The sequence below is a fragment of the Streptomyces sp. S07_1.15 genome (assembly GCF_020739505.1).
Lineage (GTDB): Bacteria > Actinomycetota > Actinomycetes > Streptomycetales > Streptomycetaceae > Streptomyces > Streptomyces xinghaiensis.
This window is the reverse complement of the sequence record NZ_JAJBZK010000001.1, coordinates 3,594,817-3,617,967: the sequence shown is the minus strand read 5'-3', so window position 1 is coordinate 3,617,967 and position 23,151 is coordinate 3,594,817. Positions and strand designations below refer to the sequence as shown.

20 protein-coding genes and 1 tRNA gene are annotated in these 23,151 nt (G+C 72.8%); 10 read left to right on the top strand and 11 right to left on the bottom strand.

The window, feature by feature from the left end; translation table 11 throughout:
* Window positions 1-42: 42 nt before the first annotated feature.
* The gene (locus LIX60_RS15595) at window positions 43-1,971 is read right to left on the bottom strand and encodes a sensor histidine kinase (RefSeq protein ID WP_374117862.1); all 1,929 of its coding nucleotides are present in this window, start codon (window positions 1,969-1,971) and stop codon (window positions 43-45) included.
* 246 nt (window positions 1,972-2,217) lie between these two features.
* On the opposite strand from LIX60_RS15595, the gene arsM reads away from it, so the two are divergent.
* A complete protein-coding gene (gene arsM / locus LIX60_RS15590) occupies window positions 2,218-3,030 on the top strand; it encodes an arsenite methyltransferase (protein ID WP_227958946.1) in 813 nt (270 codons plus the stop codon).
* Between the two features lie 202 nt (window positions 3,031-3,232).
* Here arsM and LIX60_RS15585 read toward each other — a convergent pair whose 3' ends face one another.
* Complete coding sequence (locus tag LIX60_RS15585; RefSeq protein WP_227958945.1) at window positions 3,233-3,646, bottom strand: arsenate reductase ArsC; 414 nt, start codon at window positions 3,644-3,646, stop codon at window positions 3,233-3,235.
* 109 nt (window positions 3,647-3,755) lie between these two features.
* Between LIX60_RS15585 and LIX60_RS15580 the strand changes: the two genes are divergently transcribed.
* From LIX60_RS15580 to LIX60_RS15570, 3 genes are read left to right on the top strand one after another with little or no spacing between them, the layout of a single operon-like run.
* Window positions 3,756-4,070, top strand: coding sequence for a helix-turn-helix transcriptional regulator (locus LIX60_RS15580; RefSeq protein WP_227958944.1), 315 nt, complete (start codon window positions 3,756-3,758; stop codon window positions 4,068-4,070).
* Window positions 4,067-5,191 (top strand): ACR3 family arsenite efflux transporter, encoded by a 1,125-nt coding sequence (gene arsB, locus LIX60_RS15575; protein ID WP_227958943.1) that lies wholly within the window; start codon window positions 4,067-4,069, stop codon window positions 5,189-5,191. The genes LIX60_RS15580 and arsB overlap by 4 nt, the downstream gene beginning before the upstream one ends.
* Window positions 5,188-5,415, top strand: coding sequence for a DUF2180 family protein (locus LIX60_RS15570; protein ID WP_227958942.1), 228 nt, complete (start codon window positions 5,188-5,190; stop codon window positions 5,413-5,415). Before arsB ends, LIX60_RS15570 begins: the two co-directional genes overlap by 4 nt.
* Window positions 5,416-5,488: 73 nt before the next feature.
* On the opposite strand, the gene LIX60_RS15565 is transcribed toward LIX60_RS15570, so the two are convergent.
* Together LIX60_RS15565 and LIX60_RS15560 are read right to left on the bottom strand one after the other, a co-directional pair.
* Entirely contained in the window at window positions 5,489-5,752 is a 264-nt protein-coding gene (locus LIX60_RS15565; protein ID WP_227958941.1) for an SHOCT domain-containing protein, read from the bottom strand.
* Window positions 5,753-5,988: 236 nt separating this feature from the next.
* A complete protein-coding gene (locus LIX60_RS15560) occupies window positions 5,989-7,674 on the bottom strand; it encodes a ribonuclease J (RefSeq protein WP_227958940.1) in 1,686 nt (561 codons plus the stop codon).
* 396 nt (window positions 7,675-8,070) lie between these two features.
* Here LIX60_RS15560 and LIX60_RS15555 point away from each other — a divergent pair, with 396 nt between their 5' ends.
* Window positions 8,071-8,433 (top strand): MerR family transcriptional regulator, encoded by a 363-nt coding sequence (locus LIX60_RS15555; RefSeq protein WP_227958939.1) that lies wholly within the window; start codon window positions 8,071-8,073, stop codon window positions 8,431-8,433.
* Window positions 8,430-10,031: a peptide chain release factor 3 gene (locus LIX60_RS15550; protein ID WP_227958938.1), complete on the top strand. Its 1,602-nt coding sequence runs from the start codon at window positions 8,430-8,432 to the stop codon at window positions 10,029-10,031. The genes LIX60_RS15555 and LIX60_RS15550 overlap by 4 nt, the downstream gene beginning before the upstream one ends.
* Before the next feature lie 101 nt (window positions 10,032-10,132).
* Here LIX60_RS15550 and LIX60_RS15545 read toward each other — a convergent pair whose 3' ends face one another.
* Window positions 10,133-10,534, bottom strand: a complete 402-nt coding sequence (locus LIX60_RS15545) for a MerR family transcriptional regulator (RefSeq protein WP_227958937.1) — start codon at window positions 10,532-10,534, stop codon at window positions 10,133-10,135.
* A 391-nt stretch (window positions 10,535-10,925) separates the two neighbouring features.
* Between LIX60_RS15545 and LIX60_RS15540 the strand changes: the two genes are divergently transcribed.
* Window positions 10,926-12,428 carry a SulP family inorganic anion transporter gene (locus tag LIX60_RS15540; protein ID WP_227958936.1) on the top strand — a complete coding sequence of 501 codons (1,503 nt, stop codon included), beginning with the start codon at window positions 10,926-10,928 and terminating at the stop codon, window positions 12,426-12,428.
* Between the two features lie 95 nt (window positions 12,429-12,523).
* Here LIX60_RS15540 and LIX60_RS15535 read toward each other — a convergent pair whose 3' ends face one another.
* The 6 genes from LIX60_RS15535 to LIX60_RS15510 all read right to left on the bottom strand — a co-directional run bounded on the left by LIX60_RS15535 (window position 12,524) and on the right by LIX60_RS15510 (window position 19,709).
* Entirely contained in the window at window positions 12,524-13,846 is a 1,323-nt protein-coding gene (locus LIX60_RS15535) for an MFS transporter (protein ID WP_227958935.1), read from the bottom strand.
* Complete coding sequence (locus tag LIX60_RS15530; RefSeq protein WP_227958934.1) at window positions 13,843-15,036, bottom strand: PLP-dependent cysteine synthase family protein; 1,194 nt, start codon at window positions 15,034-15,036, stop codon at window positions 13,843-13,845. The genes LIX60_RS15535 and LIX60_RS15530 overlap by 4 nt, the downstream gene beginning before the upstream one ends.
* 125 nt (window positions 15,037-15,161) lie before the next feature.
* Window positions 15,162-15,689, bottom strand: coding sequence for a hypothetical protein (locus tag LIX60_RS15525; RefSeq protein ID WP_227958933.1), 528 nt, complete (start codon window positions 15,687-15,689; stop codon window positions 15,162-15,164).
* Between the two features lie 247 nt (window positions 15,690-15,936).
* Window positions 15,937-16,407, bottom strand: a complete 471-nt coding sequence (locus LIX60_RS15520; RefSeq protein WP_227958932.1) for a hypothetical protein — start codon at window positions 16,405-16,407, stop codon at window positions 15,937-15,939.
* A 304-nt stretch (window positions 16,408-16,711) separates the two neighbouring features.
* Window positions 16,712-19,129 carry a cation-translocating P-type ATPase gene (locus tag LIX60_RS15515; RefSeq protein ID WP_227958931.1) on the bottom strand — a complete coding sequence of 806 codons (2,418 nt, stop codon included), beginning with the start codon at window positions 19,127-19,129 and terminating at the stop codon, window positions 16,712-16,714.
* A 496-nt stretch (window positions 19,130-19,625) separates the two neighbouring features.
* Window positions 19,626-19,709: transfer RNA gene (locus LIX60_RS15510), tRNA-Leu, on the bottom strand.
* Window positions 19,710-20,125: 416 nt separating this feature from the next.
* On the opposite strand from LIX60_RS15510, the gene LIX60_RS15505 reads away from it, so the two are divergent.
* The 3 genes from LIX60_RS15505 (at window position 20,126) to LIX60_RS15495 (ending at window position 23,147) form a co-directional block, all read left to right on the top strand.
* Window positions 20,126-20,950, top strand: coding sequence for a DUF3662 and FHA domain-containing protein (locus tag LIX60_RS15505; RefSeq protein WP_043466396.1), 825 nt, complete (start codon window positions 20,126-20,128; stop codon window positions 20,948-20,950).
* A gap of 10 nt (window positions 20,951-20,960) precedes the next feature.
* A complete protein-coding gene (locus tag LIX60_RS15500; RefSeq protein ID WP_043466399.1) occupies window positions 20,961-21,482 on the top strand; it encodes an FHA domain-containing protein in 522 nt (173 codons plus the stop codon).
* 138 nt (window positions 21,483-21,620) lie between these two features.
* Window positions 21,621-23,147, top strand: a complete 1,527-nt coding sequence (locus LIX60_RS15495) for a protein phosphatase 2C domain-containing protein (RefSeq protein ID WP_265584865.1) — start codon at window positions 21,621-21,623, stop codon at window positions 23,145-23,147.
* Window positions 23,148-23,151 lie beyond the last annotated feature (4 nt).

The following is a 23,151-nucleotide window of genomic DNA, read 5'->3' as shown; positions in this document are numbered from 1 at the left end:
ACCACGGGAGACCGGGCGGAGCGGCCCGCGCGGACGGACCGGCTACAGCCGGCCGTCGTAGGACCGCTTCTGCACCAGTTTTCCGTCCCGGAAGCAGAAGCGGAACGCCGGATCGACATACCAGTCCGCCGAGGTCTCGGTGGACAGCAGCGCCAGGCAGCGGGAGCCCTCCGGCCGGGGCGGCCCCTGCTCCGCCAGTCCGTCCGTCAACCACGAACGCCCCTCCGGCAGCTTCTCGCGCACCTCGGCCTCGGAGTCCCCGACCCGCACCGACTGATAGACCTCGGGCGTGATCATCGACGCCTCCATCGACCGGAACAGCGTCACGGCCCCCCAGCCGAGGAGGGCCACCACCAGCAGCACCAGCACGGCGATCCCGCAGCCGGTGGCCACGCCCCCGGACCTGCCGTCGGTGACCGCGCCGGACCCGCTCTGCGGCCGGTACGCCCAGGGGTCCGGGGCATCCCCGTACACGCTGTCGGGAGCGGGGAGGACGTCCGCACCGGTCGCACCGGTCGCACCGGGCCACCCGTCCGCCCCGCCCCCCGGCCCGTGCGCCCCGGGGATCTGCGCGGCGCCCTCGGCGCCGTACGCGCCCACCACACCGGAGCGGCCCTCCCCGGCGCTCCCGGGGCGTTCCCGCGCCCCTCCCTGCTCCGGCCCGTACGGCAGCACGCCCGCCAGCCGGAAACCGCCGCCGTCCACCGGGCCGGCGTGCACCATCCCGCCGACCAGCCGGGCCCGTTCGCGCAGCCCCGGGAGTCCCTGCCCGCCGCTCACCTCACTGCCGACCGGAACCGCCACCCGGAGGGCCGCACCCCCCGCCGCGCCGTCACCGCGCCCGCCGTCCGCAACCGCCACGGCGCCGACGGCCGCGGCAACGGAGGCGGGCCGGGGCAGCGGCACCGCGGCGGGACCGTTGGCGACCTCGACCACGAGCGAGTCCGGCTCGTACCGCAGTTGCACGGTGATCGGCGCACCCGGCGCGTGCTTGTGCGCGTTCGTCAGCCCCTCCTGCGCGATCCGGTACGCCGCGTGCCCGGCGGCCGGCGGCAGGTCCCGCGGTTCACCGGAGCGCACCAGTTCGACCGGTGTCCCGGCGCTCCGCGACGCCTCGACGAGCCCCTCGACGCCCGCCACGCCCCGGGCCGCCGGCCGCGCGTCCCCGGCCGGTTCCGGGCCCTCCGTGCCGTCCCGCAGGATGCCCACGGCCTCGCGCAATTCGTGCATCGCCGCCACCGACGCCTCGCGCAGCACGCCCACCGCCTCGCGCTGCCGTCCCGTCAGTTCGCGGTCCACCTCCAGCGCACCGGTGTGGACGGCGATCAGCGCGAGCTGGTGGCCGAGGCTGTCGTGCATGTCCTGGGCGATGCGCTGCCGCTCCCGCAGCCGCGCCTGCCGTACGACCATGGCGCGCTCGCGCAGCAGGTGGGCGTTGTGCTCGCGCAGGGTGTGCAGCAGGGTGCGGCGCTGCCACCAGTGGCGGCTGGCGAGACCGGGCACCACCGTCGTCGCCAGGAAGAAGGCGGCGGAGAAGACGATCAGGGCCGGCAGCTCCGCCCCGAACCCCGGGTACTCCCTCAGCACCCCCAGCCCCGAGTTGAGGACCAGCGCCGCGGCGAACGCCGCCAGGGCCCGGCCCGCCCCGGTGATCCGCCGCCCCGCGGACCAGCCCGCGGCCATCAGCAGCAGCGCGAAACCGTCCACCATCCCGGATCCGGCCGCGGTGACCACCAGCACCGTCGCCGGGAGCGCCCGCCGCAGCAGTGACAGCACGGCCACCGCCAGTGCGGTGGCCGCCGCGCGGAGCCCGCCGCCGTCCCCCAGCGCCTCCATCCCGGCCGCGGACAGTGCCAGCAGCGCGGCCAGCACCAGCTCCCCGGCGATACGCCTGCCCGGCCAGTCGGCCCGGGGGAACAGCCGCCCCCGGAGCTCGCGCGCCCTCTCCCGTACGTCCTCCCGTGCTTCCACGGGCCCAACCTAGGCAGGCCGGTGCCCCGGCGGCACCGCCTTTCGTCGCGGCCGCGCGCAACGAAAGTCGTCCTCGGGGGCACCGCCGGCCGACCCGGCGGGCGCCTCGGGGGGACGGCAGCCCGGGAGAGCGGCGGATTGATGCGATGTTCTGATTCGACGCACCTCTATGTTGACGTTCTTCGATTCAAGCACCACTCTTGATTCCACAACCGTCAATGCAGGATCGATCCCAGGGGAGTCCTCATGAACGACCAGTCCGAGCTGCGCGAGACCGTCCGCGCCGGATACGCCGCCGCCGCACTCCAGGTGACCCGGGGCGGGACCGCGTGCTGCGGATCCGGGTCCCCGGAGATCGACGAGAGCTTCGGCGCCCGCCCCTACGGCGACGAGGACCTCTCGGCGCTCCCCGAGGACGCCGTGGCGGCCTCCCTCGGCTGCGGCAACCCGCTCGCCGTCGCCGAACTGCGCGCGGGCGAACGGGTGCTCGACCTCGGCTCGGGCGGCGGCATCGACGTCCTGCTCTCCGCCCGCCGGGTCGGACCGAAGGGCAAGGCCTACGGCCTGGACATGACCGAGGAGATGCTCGCCCTCGCGCTGGCCAACGCGGAGAAGGCCGGTGCCCGCAACGCCGAGTTCCTCAAGGGCACCATCGAGTCCATCCCGCTGCCCGCCGGCACCATCGACGTCGTGATCTCCAACTGCGTGATCAACCTGTCCGTGGACAAGGCCGCCGTCTTCGCCGAGATGTTCCGCGTCCTGAGGCCCGGCGGCCGCATCGGCATCTCGGACGTGGTGGCCGAGGACCACCTCACCCCCGCACAGCGCGCGGAGCGCGGCAACTACGTGGGCTGCATCGCCGGGGCGCTGTCCTACGCCGAGTACCGCGCGGGCCTGGAGGCGGCCGGGTTCGGCGAGATCGGGATCACGCCGGCGCACGAGGTCGCCGAGGGCATGCGGTCCGCCATCGTCCGGGCGGTCAAGCCCGCGGACGCTCCCGCGGCCCCGGGCGTCCGGAGCACTCCGGAGACCACCGCCGGGGGCTCCTGCTGCGGCTGACACCGGCCACCCACCGCACCCGCCGCACCCGCCGCACCGCGACGGCGCACGGACGGGCGGACCCGGCCCCCGGGCCCGCCCGGCTCCACGGCCCCCGGTCCCACCCCGGGCCGGCACCCGCACGAGTGCCGGCCCCACAGGATTCCGATGCCGGGGGTTCGGCGGACCGCGGCGTGCGGTCCGCCCGGGCCGCCGAGGGCGCTCAGGCCGCCGGTTCCGGGGCGATCTCGGCGATCAGGCCCTCGATCCGGGTCCTGATCTCGTCGCGGATCGGCCGTACGGCGTCGACGCCCTGCCCGGCCGGGTCGTCCAGCTTCCAGTCCAGGTAGCGCTTGCCGGGGAAGACGGGGCAGGTGTCGCCGCAGCCCATGGTGATCACGACGTCGGAGGCCCGCACGGCGTCCACGGTCAGCACCTTGGGCACCTCCGCGGACATGTCGACGCCCACCTCGCGCATGGCTTCGACGGCGGCGGGGTTGACCTGGTCGGCGGGGGCCGAACCGGCGGAGCGGACCTCGACGCGGTCACCCGCGAGGTGGGTCAGCCAGGCCGCTGCCATCTGGGAGCGGCCGGCGTTGTGGACGCAGACGAAGAGCACGGAGGGCTTCTCGGTCATCAGGGGTTCTCTCTTGCCGTCGGGGCGGACCGTGCGGGAGCACACAGGCGCGGCGAAGAGGACCCGAGGCCACTGGCATCATCCGCCGCTGATGTGAGAGTATCAGCCCATGATGACGTCAGTCGACACTGAACTGATCAGGGTGCTCGCGGACCCGCTCAGGCTGAGAATCGTGACGCTGCTCGCGAGCGAGACGCTGTGCACCACACATCTGGTCCAGGAGACCGGCGCCCGCCAGACGAACCTCTCCAACCACCTCCGCGTGCTCCGCGAGGCCGGGGTCGTCGAGACCGAGCCCTGCGGCCGCTACACGTACTACAGGCTGCGGCCCGACGTCATCGAAGCCCTGGCCGGCTCCTTCGCCGAGCTGGCCCGCGCCGCCCGCGCCACCCAGGCCACCGACACGAAGAGGTCCTGCCCGTGACCCGCACCGACCCGCCTCCCGCGACGACCGCGGAGGACCCCGGCTCCTCCGTCGTCGCGAAGCTCTCCACCCTCGACCGCTTCCTCGCGGTGTGGATCCTGATCGCCATGGCCGTGGGGCTCGGCCTGGGCCGGCTGGTCCCCGGGATGAACGACGCCCTGGCCGCGGTGGAGATCGGCGGCATCTCCCTGCCCATCGCGCTCGGCCTCCTGATCATGATGTACCCGGTCCTGGCCAAGGTCCGCTACGACAAGCTGGACGCCGTCACCGGCGACAAGCGGCTGATGATCTCCTCGCTGGTGATCAACTGGATCGTCGGCCCGGCCGTGATGTTCGCCCTCGCCTGGATCTTCCTGCCCGACCTGCCCGAGTACCGCACCGGGCTGATCATCGTCGGACTGGCCCGCTGCATCGCCATGGTCATCATCTGGAACGACCTGGCCTGCGGCGACCGCGAGGCCGGCGCCGTCCTCGTCGCCCTCAACTCCGTCTTCCAGGTCCTGGCCTTCGGCCTGCTCGGCTGGTTCTACCTCGACCTGCTCCCCGGCTGGCTCGGCCTCGGCGACGGCAGCAGCCTCGACATCTCCATGTGGGAGATCGCCCTCAACGTCGTCATCTTCCTGGGCATCCCGCTCCTCGCCGGCTTCCTCACCCGCCGCATCGGCGAACAGCGGATGGGCCGCGAGTCCTACGAGGCGAAGGTGCTCCCGAGGATCGGCCCCTGGGCCCTCTACGGCCTGCTCTTCACCATCGTGGTCCTCTTCGCCCTGCAGGGGAAGACGATCACCTCCCAGCCGCTGGACGTCGCCCGCATCGCTCTCCCCCTGCTCGTCTACTTCGCGGTGATGTGGTTCGGCAGCTTCGCCCTCGGCAAGGCCATCGGCCTGCCCTACGCCCGCTCCGCGACCCTGGCCTTCACGGCCGCCGGAAACAACTTCGAGCTCGCCATCGCAGTCGCCATCGCGACCTTCGGCGTCACCTCCGGCCAGGCGCTCTCCGGCGTCGTCGGCCCCCTGATCGAGGTCCCCGTCCTCATCGGCCTCGTCTACGTGTCACTGGCCTGGCGCAACCGGTTCGCTTCCCCCGCCCCGGCCGCCGGCCCGGAAGGAAAGCTGTCATGAACTGCCTCACCTGCACCCTGCACGGGGACACCGCCCCGGCCACCGGCCTCTGCCACACCTGCGGCACCGGAGTCTGCCGGGAGCACACCCGGATCGGACTCCGGCACGTCCGCCGCGGCCCGATCATCGGCCCGGCGCTGTACGGCACCGAGCGCCGGCTCCTCTGCCCGGACTGCGCGACGGCCGGCGCCGAGACCCCGGTGGCGGTCACCACGGCCGCGTAACCGCGAGCTCGCGAGCGCCGGCATCACGGCGGCCCGCGGCGGGCGCACAGGCCCGCCGCGGGCCGCCGGCCGTTCAGCTCCGGGGCGGCCCGGCGGAGTGGAGCGTGTCCAGACGCCGCCGGTACTCCTCGTCGTCGATCTCGCCCCGTGCGAACCGTTCGGCGAGGACCTGCTCCGGCGACGGGGGAACGGACCGCTGCGGCTGCTCCGACCGGCTGCCCAGCGCACGGAAGAGCATCACCGCACCGGTGATGATCAGCACCCAGAAAAGGATCATCCCGGCGGACATCGCGAACCAGCCCCAGCCGCTGACATCGTGGTCGTACCAGAACATCATGATCTCTCACGCCCTTCGGATCCCGGGCCGCGAACACGGGCCGGCCGCCCAGGCCGTCCACCGCCCTCACCCTCCAGACTGCCTCTTCTCCCGGCCACCCGCATGAGCCGGTGGGGGCCGTGGCCCGGGACCAAATACCCCCACCCTGCAGGGGTGACTCCCCTGGGGGCATGAAGCGGAGTCCGGGCCGAGGCCGCAGCCGCCCCGGCCGGGCCGGGCCGGCCGGCGGCCCGTCGTCAGGCGTCGATGACGACGGGAATGATGAGGGGCTTGCGGCGGTAGGTGCGGAAGGCCCAGGAGGCCACGGCGCGGGCGATGAGCTGTTCGAGCTGGTGGGCCTCTCCGACCCCTTCCTCCGCCGCCTTCGCCAGCGTCTTCTCGATGACGGGGACGACCGGCTCGAACGTGGTGTCGTCGTGGACGAAACCACGGGCGAGGAAATCGGGGGCCTCGGCCAGGGCTCCGGTGTCGGCGTCGACGATGGCCACGACGGTGACGACGCCCTCCTCGGCGAGCGTGACCCGGTCCTTGAGAGAGGCCTCGGTGGCTCCGCCGACCTCCATGCCGTCCACGTAGATGTTCCCGGCGGGCACCTTGCCGGTGATGGAGGCCCGCCCGTCCACCAGGTCGACGACCACGCCGTCCTCGGCGATGACCACCCGGTCGGGGTCGACCCCGGTGCGGACGGCCAGATCGGCGTTGGCCCGCAGATGGCGCCACTCCCCGTGCACCGGCATGACGTTCCGGGGCTTGACGATGTTGTAGCAGTACACGAGCTCACCGGCGCTGGCGTGCCCCGAGACGTGCACCTTCGCGTTGCCCTTGTGGACGACGTTGGCGCCCCACCGGGTCAGCCCGTTGATCACCCGGTAGATGGCGTTCTCGTTGCCCGGGATGAGGGAGCTGGCCAGCAGGACGGTGTCGCCCTCGCCGATCCGGATCATGTGGTCGCGGTTGGCCATCCGCGACAGCGCGGCCATCGGCTCGCCCTGCGAACCGGTGCACACCAGCGCGATCTTGCTCGGCGGCAGCTTCTCCAGCTCCTTCACCGGCACCACCAGCCCCTGCGGGACCTTCAGATAACCCAGGTCCCGGGCGATGCCCATGTTGCGGACCATCGACCGGCCCACGAAGGCGACCTTGCGGCCGTGCTGGTGCGCCGCGTCCAGCACCTGCTGGATGCGGTGCACATGGCTGGCGAAGCTGGAGACGATGACCCGCCGCGGCGCGGTGCGCAGCACCTGCTCGATCGCGGGGTTCAGCTCCTGCTCGGAGGTGGTGAAGCCGGGCACCTCGGCGTTGGTGGAGTCGGTGAGGAACAGGTCGACGCCCTCCTCACCCAGCCGCGCGAAGGCCCGCAGGTCGGTGATGCGGTCGTCCAGCGGGAACTGGTCCATCTTGAAGTCGCCGGTGTGCAGCACCAGGCCCGCGCCGGTGCGGATCGCCACGGCCAGGCCGTCCGGGATCGAGTGGTTGACCGCGACGAACTCGCAGTCGAACGGGCCGAAGCCCCGGCGGTCCCCCTCGCGGACCCGCACCGTGCGGGGCCTGATGCCGTGCTCCTTGAGCTTGGCCTCCAGAAACGCCAGCGTCAGCTTGGAGCCCACCACGGGGATGTCCGCCCGCTCGCGGAGCAGATACGGCACACCGCCGATGTGGTCCTCGTGGCCGTGGGTCAGCACCACCGCCACGATGTCGTCCAGCCGGTCCCGGATCGAGGTGAAGTCGGGGAGGATCACGTCCACCCCGGGCTGGTGCTCCTCGGGGAAGAGCACACCGCAGTCGACGACGAGCAGCTTGCCGGCGTGCTCGAAGACCGTCATGTTGCGGCCGATCTCGCCCAGGCCGCCCAGGGCGACCACCCTCAGCCCGCCGTCGGGCAGCGGAGGAGCGGCTTTCAATTCGGGATGGGGATGACTCATTATCCTGACGCTACCGGAGAGTCCGGCAGGCGGCTCCCCGCCCCCACCGCTCGGGCGACCGGGCACCGCCCGATCGGGTACGGCCGGGGTGTGCGGCCACCGCGGTGGCCGGGGAGGCGGGCGCCGCGGCATGCCGGGCCGGCCCGGGCGGTCTCCGTCCCGGCCCTCTTCGCAAGCGCGGCCGCCACGCCGACGAGGACAGCAACTCCCCTGCCGACGCGGGGCGTTCGGCCGGGCCGCCGACGGGACGCGGCCATGATCGGCGCCGCCCCCACGGGGGGAAGGAGCGGCGGCGCCCGACGACGACGGCGGCCCGCGGGGCCACCCTCGGTTCAGCGATTGCCAACCTACCCTAACGTCAGGGTAGATTTGCGGCGGCGAGCATGCCGGCGGGCGATGCGAGGTGGTGGCCCCGGCGAGCGCAGCCCGGGCGGCTTCCGTCTCCGCACCGGGGCGGAGGTGCGCCGGCCGGTGCTGGTGCGGCGGATGCGTCCGCTCGGCTTCTGCCTGGAGGATGTGCGGAGGCTGCTGAACGTGCTGGGGCAGTTGCCGGACACCGGCGGGCCGCTGCCCGCGACCGGGGAACAGGCACACGAGGAACTGGTGACGACGTTGCGGAAGTACTGGGAGAGGGCCGATGCGCGGGGCGAGGACCTGCGCGGTGAGCTGAGGGCGGCCGAGGACTTCGCCGGCGCCCCGCACGGGCGTCTCCCGCGGCTGCCGGCCGCCTCGGCGGCGTCCCGGAAGGCGGTCCGGTGACCGCGGCCGCGCGGTCGGCGGCGCGTGAGGCGGCCCGGCGGCGGACCTTCGCCGTGATCAGCCATCCGGACGCGGGCAAGTCGACGCTGACCGAGGCGCTGGCCCTGCACGCGCACGCGATCACCGAGGCCGGTGCGGTGCACGGCAAGTCAGGGCGGCGCGGGGTGGCCTCGGACTGGATGGAGATGGAGAAGGCCCGCGGGATCTCCGTGACCTCCGCGGTGCTGCAGTTCGCCCACTGCGGGTGTGTGCTGAATCTGCTGGACACCCCCGGGCACGCGGACTTCTCCGAGGACACCTACCGGGTGCTGGCCGCGGTGGACTGCGCGGTGATGCTCATCGACGCAGCCAAGGGCCTGGAGGAGCAGACCCGCAAGCTGTTCGACGTCTGCCGGCACCGCCGCATCCCGGTCATCACCTTCGTCAACAAGTGGGACCGGCCCGGCCGCGAGGCTCTGGAGCTGCTGGACGAGATCGAGCGGGAGTTCGGGCTCCGCCCCACCCCGGTGACCTGGCCCGTGGGCATCGCCGGCCATCTGCGCGGGCTGGTGGACGTCCGCGAACCGGAGCACATGCTGCGCTACACCCGCACCCCGGGCGGGTCCAAGGAGGCGCTGGAGGAGCCGGTCTCCGCCGCCGAGGCCGCCTCCGCGGAAGGGCCGGACTGGGAACAGGCGGTCGAGGAGCTGGAGTTGCTCCAGGCGGACGGGGCGGGCTTCGACCGCGAGTCCTTCCTGGCGGGGAAGTCCACCCCGGTCTTCTTCGGCGCCGCGATCTCCAACATCGGGGTACGGCTGCTGCTCGACGCCCTCGTGGACTTCGCACCGCCGCCCGGACCCCGCGAACTGGAGGGCGGCGGCACCCGCCCGGTCGACGCCCCGTTCTCCGGCCTGGTCTTCAAGGTCCAGGCCAACATGGACCCCGCGCACCGGGACCGGATCGCGTTCCTGCGGGTCTGCTCCGGGGTGTTCGAACGCGGGACGACCGTCACCCGCGCCGCCTCCGGCAAGCCGTTCGCGACCAAGTACGCGCACAGCGTCTTCGGCCAGGACCGCTCCATGGTCGACACCGCCTACCCGGGCGACGTCGTCGGCCTGGTCAACGCCGCGGCGCTGCGCGTCGGCGACACCCTCCACGCCGGTCCGCCCGCGGTGTTCCCGGCCATGCCCACCTTCGCGCCCGAGCACTTCGCGGTCGCCCGCCCCGCCGACATCAGCCGCTCCAAGCAGTTCCGGCGCGGTATCGCGCAGCTGGACGAGGAGGGTGTGGTGCAAGTTCTGGTGTCCGATCTCCGCGGCGACCAGGCGCCCGTCCTGGCGGCCGTGGGACCCATGCAGTTCGACGTGGTCTCCGCCCGCATGGCGGGGGAGTTCTCCGCCCCCGTACGGCTGGAGCCGCTCCCGTACCACGTGGCCAGGGCCACCGACGCCGAAGGGGCCGAAGCGCTCAACGGCTCACGGCTGGCCCGCGGCGAGGCGCTGACCAGGATCCGCGACAACGCGCACCTGGCCCTCTTCCAGGACCGCTGGCAGGCCAACTCCTTCCGCCGCGCCTTCCCGGACGCCCGGCTGGAACCCCTGCTGGCCGCCCACCAGTAGAGCCCCGAAGGCAGCGGCGGAACGGAAACCGGGCCCTTCGGTCCCGGCCGTGCGGGAGGCCGGGCACACCCGGGGCCCGTGGGCGCCTGCGCGCCGTACCGTCAGCCGCCCGCGTCAAGCCGCCGGCGCAGCGTGGCGGCGAAGTCCTCGGCGGCCATCAGCTGGGCCCGCAGGGTCTCGCAGCGGGCGTCGGCCACTTTGCGGTACGCGTCCAGCCGCTCGCGCAGCCGTTCCCGTTCTCCGCCCGCCGGCGGATCACCGGCGCCCGAGAGACGGTCGGTGATCTCCAGCAGGTCCCGCATCTCCTCCAGGGAGAAGTCCAGCGGCTTCATCCGGCGGACGACCATGAGACGTTCCACGTCGGCGTCGGTGTAGAGGCGGAAGCCGCCCTTGCTGCGGGCGGAGGGGCTGACCAGACCGACGTCCTCGTAGTGGCGGATCGTCCGGAGCGACAACCCGGTCCGCTCGGCCACCTCGCCGATCTGCATCTGCCGCTCAGTCATCGCCGCGCCTGCTCCCTCTGCCGTTCCACCGCTTCGAACGTTCGCATCGATCCAGCCCACGTGTCTGGAATCACATGATCCGAGCGCTTGTTTACCTGCATTTCACAGTTCCGCGTCCCACTCTGCCCTCACGTCAGGGTAGGGTTTTCGACGTGGACGCCCGCGCTGTACAGCTGCGGCCCGGGCGCCGCCGTACTGCGGCCCCACCGGGCCGCGCCGGCACCAGCAGACTTCCGGGCCATGATGCCCGACCGGCGGCCACGACGGCCGCCACCCCCTACCGGCAGGGCCCCCGTCGAGGCCGGGCCGCCGGGATTCCGCACCGGGTGCGGAGCAGAGCACGCGTGGGCATCCAGCGGTTGGACGTCTGCGCCCGAACAGAAACGGTTGCATGTCCTTCTCGCTGTCCGCAGGACCCAAGCTGCGCCTGTCCCGCCCCGACTGGCTCGCCTCCCCCAAGGTGTTCCGCACCGAGGTGCTGGCCGGCCTCGTGGTGGCCCTGGCCCTGATCCCGGAGGCCATCTCCTTCTCGATCATCGCCGGAGTCGACCCCGCCATCGGCCTGTTCGCCTCCTTCACCATGGCCGTGGTGATCTCCGTCGTGGGCGGCCGGAAGGCCATGATCTCGGCGGCGACCGGTGCGATCGCGCTGGTCATCGCGCCGCTCAACCACGAGTACGGACTGGGGCACCTGATCGCCGCGGTGATCCTCGGCGGCCTCATGCAGATCGCCCTCGGCGCGGTGGGCGTGGCCAAGCTGATGCGCTTCGTCCCGCGCTCGGTGATGGTGGGCTTCGTCAACGCCCTCGCGATCTTGATCTTCCTGGCCCAGGTCCCCGAGCTGCGGAACGTGCCCTGGGCCGTCTATCCGCTGGTCACCGGGGGCCTCGTGCTGATGGTGCTCTTCCCGCGGCTGACGAAGGCCGTCCCGGCCCCGCTGGTCTCCATCGTCATCCTCACCCTGATCACCATCGGCGCCGGTCTGGCCGTCCCCACGGTCGGCGACAAGGGAGAGCTGCCCTCCTCGCTGCCGGTCCCCGGCCTGCCCGACGTGCCGCTGACGCTGGAGACGCTCACCGTCATCGCCCCGTACTCCCTCGCCTTCGCGCTGGTCGGCCTGATGGAGTCGCTGATGACCGCCAAGCTGGTCGACGACATCACCGACACCCACTCCAACAAGACGCGGGAATCCATCGGCCAGGGCATCGCCAACGTCGTCACCGGCTTCTTCGGCGGCATGGGCGGCTGCGCCATGATCGGCCAGACGATGATCAACGTGAAGACCTCCGGGGCCCGCACCCGGCTCTCCACCTTCCTGGCCGGCATGTTCCTGCTGATCCTGGTCGTGGTCTTCGGGCCCGTCGTCTCCGACATCCCCATGGCCGCCCTGGTCGCCGTGATGATTCTCGTCTCGGCCGCCACCTTCGACTGGCACTCCGTCCAGCCCGGGACGCTGCGGCGACTGCCGCTGGGCGAGACGGGGGTGATGGCGGTGACCGTCGCCGTGGTCGTCGCCACCCACAATCTCGCCATCGGCGTGATCGTCGGCTGCGTCACCGCGATGGTCATCTTCGCCAAGCGCGTCGCCCACCTCGCCGAGGTCTCCGGCGTGGTCGACCCGGACGGCAACCAGGTGGTCTACGCGGTCACCGGCGAGCTCTTCTTCGCCTCCTCCAACGACCTCGTCTACCAGTTCGACTACAAGGACGACCCGGACGACGTCGTCATCGACCTCACCGACGCCCACATCTGGGACGCCTCCTCCGTCGCCGCCCTGGACGCCATCGAGACCAAGTACGCCCAGCGCGGCAAGAAGGTCACCATCGTCGGCCTGAACAAGCCCAGCGCCGAGATGCACACCAAGCTCGCCGGCCAGCTCACCCCCGGGCACTGACCCCGCCGTCCCGGCCGGTGACCGGGACGAGGCACCCGAGTGCGGAGCAGGGGGCGGGCGGCGCGGCCCGCCCCCTCCCGTGCGGAGCCGGCGGATCAGGCCGTCGCGGGCCGGGGTTCCGCCCGCGGCGCGGGCCGTGCCAGGCGGCCACTGCGGTGCAGCCCGTAGAGGGCACCGGAGCAGGCCAGTCCCAGCGCGAGCAGCGCCAGCCACGGCAGTGCGGACAGTTCCGCCGCGCGGGCCGCGTCCAAGGCGGCACCAGTGAGCAGATTGCCCAGGGTGATCCCGATACCGCAGATGGTGTTGTACAGCCCGTAGTGCGTCGCGACGAGACGGTCACCGGAAAGCCGGACGATGGTGTCCATCTCGAACGGGTAAGCGATCATCGTGCCGATGGCCAGCACCAGCGCGGCCAGTGTCGGCGGCACGGCGGCCAGCAGCCACAGCGCCGCACCGTCCTCCGGTACGGGAACGGCCGTGGCAGCCAGCAGCGGTGTGAAGGCGGCGCCCATGACGAGCAGTCCCCAGGTGAGAGCACGACCCGGCTCCATACGGGCCTTGCACCAGGCGGTCACCCTCGTCTGGAAGAGGATCGTGCTCAGCCCGGAGACGGCGAAGAGCAGCGCCACCGCCGCCGTGCCGGAGTTCCCGTCGCCGCCGAGGCGCCGGACCTCCATCGGCAGCGCGAGGTAGACCTGGAACTGCAGGACGTAGAAGCCGATCATGGCAGCGGAGAACAGCAGGAACGGCCGGTTGCGGACCACGCCGCGCCACTGCGACACCACGCTCTCCCGCCGCCTTCCCGCGTTCCCCGTCTCCGTCTCCGTGCCGCCGGAGTCACCGGCCCGGCGGGCGGGCAGGCTGCGGATCTGCACGATGCTCAGCACGGCGAAGATCCCTCCCGCGACCAGGCAGGTGACGCGGAAGTCGACCCCGGTCAGCACCATCCCCACCAGCGGGCCGAGCAGAATCCCGGCCTGGTAGAAGACGTTGAACAACGCGAACGCCTCCACCCGGCGTTCCCCCGCGTCGGCGGCGAGGTAGGCCCTGACCGCGGGGTTGAACAGCGCCCCGGCGAACCCGGTGGCCGCCGAAGCGGCCAGCAGGGCCGGGAGCGAGTCGACCAGCCCCAGCATCGCGAAACCGGCCGTGCGCAGCACGCACCCGGCGACGATCAGCGGTTTGTAGCCGAGCCGGTCGGCCAGCGTGCCGCCGACCAGGAACAGGCCCTGCTGGCTGAAGTTCCGTACGCCGAGGACGAGTCCGACAATCCATCCGGCCAGCCCGAGCGTGCCCGAGAGATGCGCGGCCAGGTACGGCATCAGCATGTAGAAGCCGAGGTTGATGGTGAACTGGTTCACCATCAGCAACTGGACGCTGCGCTCGTACGACCGCAGCTGCGTGACGGCCGCCTTCACCGGCTCTCCTCCCCTGTTCCGGACCCGCCGTGGACCTCGGTCCCGGCCTCGGGGGTGTCCGGCCGGTCCACGGTGGCCCGCGGGGCCGCGGGTTCCGTGTCCCGCGGTTCGCCGGCGGTGAGGGTGAGGGGGTCGGTCACGGTGGTGCACCGCGTCCAATGGGTGACCTCCTTCTCGTTCAGCCGGCCGATCACCTCCGGTTCGGCGGCCGGCGGGGTCTCCAGGAGTCCGTGGGCGGCGCAGTAGTCGTCGTCGTAGACGGTGCCGAGGTAACGCTGCGGGCCGTCGGGGAAGACCGCCGCGATCCTCGTGTCCGCGGGCAGGGTGCGGGCCAGCCAGCCGGCGACCAGGGCGACCGCTCCCACGCTCCATCCGCCGGTGGCGTAGTGCGAGGCCGCGAGCTGCCGGCAGGCCCACACCGCCTCGGCCGGCGCCACCCAGTGGACCTCGGCGAAACTCCCGTAGGCGACGTTGCGGGGGTAGATGCTGGAGCCCAGTCCGCGCATCAGACGGGGACGGGCGGGCTGGCCGAAGATCGTGGAGCCGATGGTGTCGACGCCGACGAGCCGCAACCCCGGGTAGAGGTGCTGCAGCGTCCGGGACACGCCGGCGGAGTGGCCGCCGGTGCCCACGCTGCACACCAGGACGTCGATATGGCCCAGCTGGGAGGCGAGTTCGAGCGCGAGCGGGGTGTAGGCGGTGGTGTTGTCGGGGTTGTTGTACTGGTCCGGGCACCAGGAGCCGGGGTGCCGCTCCATCAGCCGGGCGACCCGGTCGCGGCGGGCCTGCTGCCAGCCGCCGGTGGGGTGCGGGTCGGAGACGACGTTGACCTGGGCTCCGTAGGCGGTCAGCAGCCGCGTCATGGACGTTTCCAGGCCCGGGTCGGTGACCAGGGTGACCGGGTGGCGGTGGACCATGCCGGCCAGGGCCAGCCCCAGGCCGAGGGTGCCGCTGGTGGACTCGATGATCCGGCCGCCGGGCCGCAGATCGCCGCGGGCCCGGGCCCGTTCCACCATGTGCAGTGCGGGGCGGTCCTTGATCCCGCCGGGGTTGAAGCCTTCCAGTTTCGCCCAGAAGCCGCGGCCCGCCGGAGCGAGCGGTTCGGACACGCGGAGCACAGGGGTGTTGCCGACCAGCCCGGGGAGGGCGGAGCCGGTGGGGGGTGTCAGATCGGTGGTCGGGGGGTTCATCTTCCCGCTCTCGGTCGATGGAGAGGTGCGTCGAGGGGCTCGGTGTGCCGCCTTCTCGGCCCGGGCGGTGTCCGGGGGCCGGCCGGCGGCACGCGGCAGCCGGTTTCTCACGGCTGCCGGGCGGTCTAGATGCGCCACCGGCAGACGACGCGGAGCGTGGACCGGCCGGAAAGCGTTCTTCGGGCCTCGGGGGGAGCGGGCCACAGCGCCGCACCGCCGGGCGCCGTCTCCGCGGTCGCCGCCGGCGGGACGGCCGGGGCGGCCGGGCCGGGGACCGGTGACAGAGCACGGCTGTGGGGCACAGCGGCGGGTCCCGGCGGGGAACACGAGTCGCCGGGACGGGCCGGCTCGGCCGGATCCGGCCCCGCGCGCTCCGCTCCGACCGCGTCGTGGGCGTGGGCGTGGTTGGCGTCGGCGTCGGCGTCGGGATCGTGCGCGTTGCGGTGGTCCGAGGGGTGGAACGGGGCGGGTCCGGAAACGGCGCGGGCCGCCGTGCCGTCCGCGTGGCCGGGGCCGTGCAGAAGCACCGCGCAGTCGAAGGCGGTCAGCAGCAACCCGCCGAGCACCAGCGAGAGAAGCCGGTACGGCCCGGGCCGAGCGGTGGAGACACGGGGTACGGGGGAGATCCGGGGGGTACGGAAGCGGGTCGGCACAGGTCCTCCGCGGAGCGGCCGCCTTCCCGGCATGCGGCCGGAAAAGGGGGCGTACGGGCGGTGACGGACGGCTCGGGGCGCGGCGCCGGGCTCGCTCGACCACCCCGCCGAGGGGCGGCGGGAGAGGAGTTGACGAGAAGCCGGACGCCGGTGACCGGAGGCGCGGAGCCCTGGGGCCGGAGACGGCCGGGCCGCGGGATGCGGCGGACCAGGGCATCGGCGTAACCGGTGGGAAGAGCGCCGGATGCTAGATCCGCAGTACGGCCGATCTGGAGGAATCCACCGGCGGTGGCTCGGCGGCCACCGAGCCACCCGGGAAGAGCCCGCTGGGCGCCATGTGCGGGATGTTCCCTTCACCGGCGGGCGCGGAGGCGCACGGAGCTCCCGATCCGGGGCCCTGCTGCGGCTGTCCGGGCACGCATTCCTGCACCGGGTGGGAAGAGTCGTGGCCGCGGCCACCTCCATGGCGCTCCGGCGCCGTGCCCTCGATCACCTGCGGCCCGCTGCCGGCGCCGGGCCCCGTCCCGCTCACCTGGGTCACGGGGCTCATGGCGGCCGACGCGGGCGCGGGTACCGCGAGGTGGCCCGTCACGCCCTCCGTGCTCACCGCGTGGGCGTACACCACGCCGAACACCAGCGCGGCCAACCACAGCACCCGCAGCGGTTCCGCCCAGGAGCGGAACCGCCGCGTACCGAAAGGCGGCCGGGCCGTAATCATGCCGTGATCCTAGCCACTTGACCGTTCCAGCACCGAACTCCTCCGCAAGAACGGCGGGTTCACGACGGGGCTGAAGCGGCGGGTCCGGTGCCCCGGCCCGCCGGGAGGGCCCGGTGGCATCCCCCGGCCCGGGGCCCGCACGGGACGGGCCGGACAGGCCGGGTCGTGCCAGCTTCGCCCGGCCGGATGCCGGCCGGGCCGGGCCGGACCGGCGCTGCGGCGGAGGCCGCACGCCCTCTCGGGCCCTCCGCTCCCCTCACCGCCGAACCGTCGAACGGTCATGCCCTCCTGCAGCCGGTACGGATCACGCCTCAGCTCCGCTCCCCGGCAGCCGCAGCCGTTTCAGGGCCAGGGCGTTGAGGGCGACGATGACGCTGGAACCGGACATGGACAGCGCGGCGATCTCCGGCCGGAGGACCAGGCCGAACGCCGGCTCGAAGACCCCCGCCGCGATCGGCAGGGCCACGGCGTTGTAGCCGATGGCCCAGCCGAGGTTCTGCCGCATCTTGCGCAGGGTTCCGCGGCCGATACGCAGAGCGGTGGGCACGTCGAGCGGGTCGGAGCGCATCAGCACGAGGTCGGCGGTCTCGATGGCGACATCGGTGCCCGCGCCGATGGCGATGCCGAGATCGGCCTGAGCGAGAGCGGGGGCGTCGTTGACACCGTCGCCGACCATGGCGACCTTCCGGTCGCCGCGCTGCAACTCGGCGATCCGGGCGGCCTTGTCCCCGGGAAGGACCTCGGCGATGACGGTGTCGATGCCGAGTCGCCGCGCGATCCGTTCGGCGGTGGCCCGGTTGTCGCCGGTGAGCATCACCACCTCGACGCCCAGGTCGTGCAGAGCGCGCACGGCGCCGGCCGAGGTCTCCCGGGGCGCGTCGGCGATGCCGATCAGCCCGGCCGCCCGGCCGTCGACACAGGCGATGACGACGGTGCGGCCGGTGGCGGCCAGTTCCTCCCGCCGTGCGGCCAGGGGGCCCAGATCAACGCCCTCGCGTTCGGCCAGGCGGCGGTTCCCGACCGCGACCCGGTGGCCGTCCACGACGGCGGTCGCCCCGTGGCCGGGCACGTTCTCGAAGCCGCCGGCCTTCGGGGCCACCACGCCCCGGTCTGCGGCACAGCGGACGACGGCCTCCGCCAGCGGGTGTTCGGACTCCCGTTCCACCGCCGTGACGAGCCGCAGCAGTTCGTCCTCGCCGAAGTCCTGCGCGGTGATGACGTCGGTGACCTCCGGTTCGCCCTTGGTCAGGGTGCCGGTCTTGTCCATGACCACGGTGTGGATCCCGGCAGAGGTCTCCAGGGCGGAGGCGTTCTTGAACAGCGCACCCCGGCCCGCTCCCAGCCCCGTACCCACCATGATCGCCGTGGGAGTGGCCAGGCCCAGGGCGTCCGGGCAGGTGATGACCACGACGGTGATCGCGAAGAGCATCGCCGCGCCCAAGGTCCTGTCGGTGAGCAGCAGCCAGACACCCAGCGTCGTCAGGCCGCCGATCAGGGCGAGGAGTACGAGCCAGAAGGCGGCCCGGTCGGCCAGCCGCTGGCCGGGCGCCTTGGAGTTCTGGGCCTCCTGGACGAGCTGGACGATCTGGGCCAGCGCGGTGTCGGAACCGACCCGGCCGGCCCGCACCCGCAGGGTGCCGTTGGCGTTGAGGGTGGCGCCGACGACCTCCGAGCCGGGGGCCTTGTGCACCGGCAGGCTCTCACCGGTGACCATCGACTCGTCGACCTCGCTCTCGCCCTCCTCCACGGTGCCGTCGACAGCGATCTTGGCACCGGGGCGGACGAGCAGGAGATCCCCCACCACGACCTCGGCCGTGGGGATCTCCACCGGCTCACCGTCGCGGACAACGAGCGCCCCGGGCGGGGCGAGGTCCAGCAGGGTGCGGATGGCGTCGTTGGCGCCGCCCCGGGCGCGCATCTCGAACCAGTGGCCCAGCAGCACGAAGGCCGCCAGGACGGTGGCCGCCTCGTAGAAGACCTCACCACCGCCGGTGAGCGTGACGATCAGTGAGTACAGCCAGCCCGAGCCGACGGCGACCGCCACCAGCACCATCATGTCCAGGGTCCGCGCCCGCAGGGCCCGTACGGCGCCGCCGAAGAAAACCGTGCACGAGTAGAAGATCACCGGCAGGCTCAGCAACAGCGCCCACACGTCCTGCCGCAACCCGAACGGCACGGGGGCGTGCAGGCCGAGGACTTCCTCACCGATCGGAGACCAGATCACGATGGGAACCGAGAACAGCACGGCCACCAGGAAGCGGTTGCGCATGCCGGCCACCATGGCGGCCATGGAGGTCTCACCGTGGCCACCGTGTCCCATCGCCTCCCGCGGTGCACGCGTTTCCCCGGCCCCGGCGGGAGCCCCGGGCTCCGCGGGCCGGCCGGCGGCCCGTTCGGCGGGAGTCCGGCCGGGGTCGGTCAACGGGTCGCAGATGTGACCGGGGACGGACTGACCCGCGCAGTGATATCCGCACTCGGTCACCCAGCGCCGCAACTCGGCCAGTGATGTGCGTTCCCGGTCGAAGACGACGGTGGCCGTCTGCGCGACCGGGTTGGCCTCGACCTCCAGGACGCCGGGCCGGCGTTTCAGGACGGCGGTCACGGTGCTCTGCTGCGACGCCCACTGCAGCCCGCCCGTCTCCAGTACGACGGTGCCGTGCCTGCCGCTGTCGCCGGCCGGGTGGTCCGCGGCATCACGGTGATCACGTGCCGGGTGGGACACGGCCGCTTCCTCCTTCATCTCCTCAGCGGCCGTCCGCCGGAGGGCCGCTGAGGACGCGTCCGCCGGAACGGTGAGGCGACGCCGCGGGCCCGGCCGAAGCCCGGGCCCCCCACCGCCCGGACGGGCGGACGAGGCCGTCACGGGAACGCCCCGACCGGATGCGCGGTCCGGCACCGGGCGGCCGTGTACCGGCCCCGGGCCCCTGGTGACCAGCACCGTCCGAGTGTGGGACGACCACGGGGGACCCCCGGTCGCTGACCCGCCGGGGCCGCGCACCGTTCACCCCCATGGACGGGGTTTCCGCGCCCGCCTCCCAGCTCGCCGGTCACGTGCCGACGCGGACGGACACCGGACCGCGCCTGCGCGGACCGGGCCTGCCGCCCTGCGCCGCGCTCCGGCGTCCGCAACGGCCCCGGCCCCGGCCCCGGCAACGCGAAACGGGCCTCTCCGAGCGACATGTGTCACTCGGAGAGGCCCGTTACCGATACCTCATGCGTGCGCGAGGGGGGAGTTGAACCCCCACGCCCTTTCGGGCACTGGAACCTGAATCCAGCGCGTCTGCCTATTCCGCCACCCGCGCATGGGTGCTGCCGAACGATTCTCTCACATCTCCCGGACCCTCTCGGGCCGGTGGTGTGTGAGCGCCTTCCGACATCCAGAAGATTAGCACGCCGGCCAGGGTGACTTCACATGCGTTCCGGCGCCTCCGCGCGACCCGGCGCAGGGCCCGCGCCGGCCGCGTTCCCCGCCCCGCGCGTCCGCTCTCTCCCCATCCGTCCCGCGATCTTCTCCCGGAGCTCCGCTTTCCCGCCCCCGACCGCCCGAGCACCCCGCAGGTTGCGGGACACTGTTGGCAGCCGCCTCTACGATCCTGTGAGCGGCGACACTGACAGGCAGGGGCGGGATGTGGAACCAGTCGTGTTTGCGGCTCGTGGATACGATCAGTAGGCAGTACCAGCGGCGGGTTGCGGCACGGGTCAGGGAAGGAGGTGCCCAGTGGGAGTACTGAAGCGCTTCGAGCAGCGTCTCGAGGGTCTCGTGAACGGCACCTTCGCCAAGGTGTTCAAGTCCGAGGTGCAGCCGGTCGAGATCGCCGGCGCGCTCCAGCGCGAGTGCGACAACAACGCGACCATCTGGAACCGCGAGCGGACGGTCGTGCCCAATGACTTCATCGTCGAGCTGAGCGCACCGGACTTCGAGCGCCTCAGCCCGTACTCCGGCCAGCTGGGCGACGAACTGTCCGGCATGGTCCGCGACTACGCCAAGCAGCAGCGCTACACCTTCATGGGCTCGGTCCAGGTCCATCTGGAGAAGGCCGAGGACCTCGACACCGGTCTGTACCGGGTCCGCAGCCGCACCCTCGCCTCCAGCGAGTCCCAGGCCCCGGCCGGCCGCCGCCCCGCCGCGGCGCCGCACCCCGGCGGCTATCCGGCGCAGCCCGGCGGTCCGCCGCCGATGCCGTCCTCGCCGCCGCCCGGCCCTCCGCCCGGTCCGGCGCCGGTGTCGCGGCTGCCCGGCGCGGCACCGCTGCCCGGCGCGCAGACCCGCCGCTGGATCGAGATCAACGGCACCCGCCACCAGATCTCCCGTCCGACGCTGGTCCTCGGCCGCAGCACCGAGACCGACGTCCGCATCGACGACCCCGGAGTCTCCCGCCGGCACTGTGAAATCCGGACGGGTACGCCCACGGTGATCCAGGATCTCGGGTCGACCAACGGCATCGTGGTGGACGGACAGCACACCACCCGCGCTACGCTCCGCGACGGCTCGCGAATCGTCGTGGGCAGTACCACCATCGTTTACCGGCAAGCCGAAGGGTGAAGCGGGGGCAATGTCAGAGCTGACCCTGACGGTCATGCGGCTGGGTTTTCTCGCCGTACTGTGGCTGTTCGTCATCGTGGCCGTACAGGTCATCCGCAGCGATCTGTTCGGCACCCGCGTGACGCAGCGCGCGGCACGCCGCGGCGCCGAGCCCGGCCGCGCGGCCCCGGCGGCCCGTCCGCCGCAGCCCCCGCGCCAGCAGACGGGCGGCCGCGGCGGGGGCCGGCAGCGGCGTGGCGCCCCGACCAAACTCGTCGTCACCGAGGGCACGTTGACGGGCACCACCGTCGCGCTGCAGGGGCAGACCATCAGCCTCGGCCGCGCGCACGACTCGACCATCGTGCTCGACGACGACTACGCCTCCAGCCGGCACGCCAGGATCTACCCGGACCGGGACGGCCAGTGGATCGTCGAGGACCTCGGCTCCACCAACGGCACCTATCTCGACCGGAACCGACTCACCGCGCCGACGCCGATTCCGCCGGGTGCGCCGATCCGCATCGGCAAGACCGTCATCGAGCTGCGGAAGTAGTAAGACAATGAGCGAGCGGAGCGAGCGCGCCCCGGCGGACACAGCCGCCGGGACCGTCCCGGCAGGGGACTCCCGCGCGCTCCCGACCGGAGGGTGGGCACCGTGCGGATGTACCCGGAGCCGACAGGCGAGGTGCGCATGAGTCTGTCACTGCGCTTCGCCGCCGGATCGCACAAAGGCATGATCCGCGAGGGCAACGAGGACTCCGGTTACGCCGGCCCCCGCCTCCTCGCCATCGCCGACGGCATGGGCGGTCAGGCGGCGGGCGAGGTCGCCAGCTCCGAGGTGATCTCCACCCTCGTCCAGCTCGACGACGACGTGCCCGGCTCGGACGTCCTCACCTCCCTCGGCACGGCCGTGCAGCGCGCCAACGACCAGCTGCGCGTGATGGTCGAGGAGGACCCGCAGCTGGAGGGCATGGGCACCACCCTCACCGCGCTGCTGTGGACGGGCCGCCGCCTCGGCCTGGTCCACGTCGGCGATTCCCGCGCCTATCTCCTCCGCGACGGCGTCCTCTCCCAGATCACCCAGGACCACACCTGGGTCCAGCGGCTGGTGGACGAGGGCCGGATCACGGAAGAGGAGGCCACCACCCACCCGCAGCGCTCCCTGCTGATGCGCGCGCTGGGCAGCGGCGACCACGTCGAGCCCGATCTCTCCATCCGCGAGGTCCGGGCCGGCGACCGCTACCTCATCTGCTCCGACGGGCTCTCCGGCGTCGTCAGCCACCAGACGCTGGAGGACACCCTCGCCGGCTACCAGGGCCCGCACGAGACCGTGCAGGAGCTCATCCAGCTCGCGCTGCGCGGCGGCGGACCCGACAACATCACCTGCATCGTGGCCGACGTCCTGGACGTGGACGGCACCGACACCCTCTCCGGCCGGCTCAACGACACCCCCGTGGTGGTCGGCGCCGTCGCCGAGAACCAGGCGCAGCTCGGCGACAACGGCGCGATGCAGACCCCGGCGGGGCGCGCGGCCGGCCTCGGCCGGGGCGTGCCCCAGCAGGGCCAGAACCCCGGCGCCCCGGCGGGCGGCTTCGGCCCGCCCGGCAGCGGCGCCCCCGTCGGCGACCCGCCCGGTGACGGCGCCTACGGCGACTACGCCGGCGGTGATCCGGGCAAGCCGCGGCGCGGCAAGTGGCTCAAGAGATCCCTGGGGCTCGTCCTCGTCCTGGGCGTCCTCGGCGGCGGCCTCTACGCCGGATACCGCTGGACCCAGACCCAGTACTACGTGGGCACCGAGGGCGAGCACGTCGCGCTCTACCAGGGGATCAGCCAGGACCTCGCCTGGATCAGCCTCAACAAGGTCCACGAGGACCACCCCGAGATCGAACTCAAGTACCTTCCGGTCTACCAGCGCAACCAGGTCAAGGAGACCATCGCGGTCGCGAGCCTCTCGCAGGCCCGCGACAAGGTCGGCGACCTCGGCAAGCAGGCCACCGCCTGCCGCAAGAAGGCCGAACAGCAGGCCGCCGCCGAGGAACAGGCCGCCCAGGAGAAGGAAGCCGAGGAACGGCAGAAGGAGGCCGGCGCCCCGGGCGACCGGACCGGCACCGAGGACCAGGACAACGACGCCAGCAGGGCCGCCACTCCGTCGCCGGGCCCCAGCCTTTCGGAGGAAGAGCAACGGCTGGCCAAGCAGTGCGACAGCACGCAGCCGTAGGGGG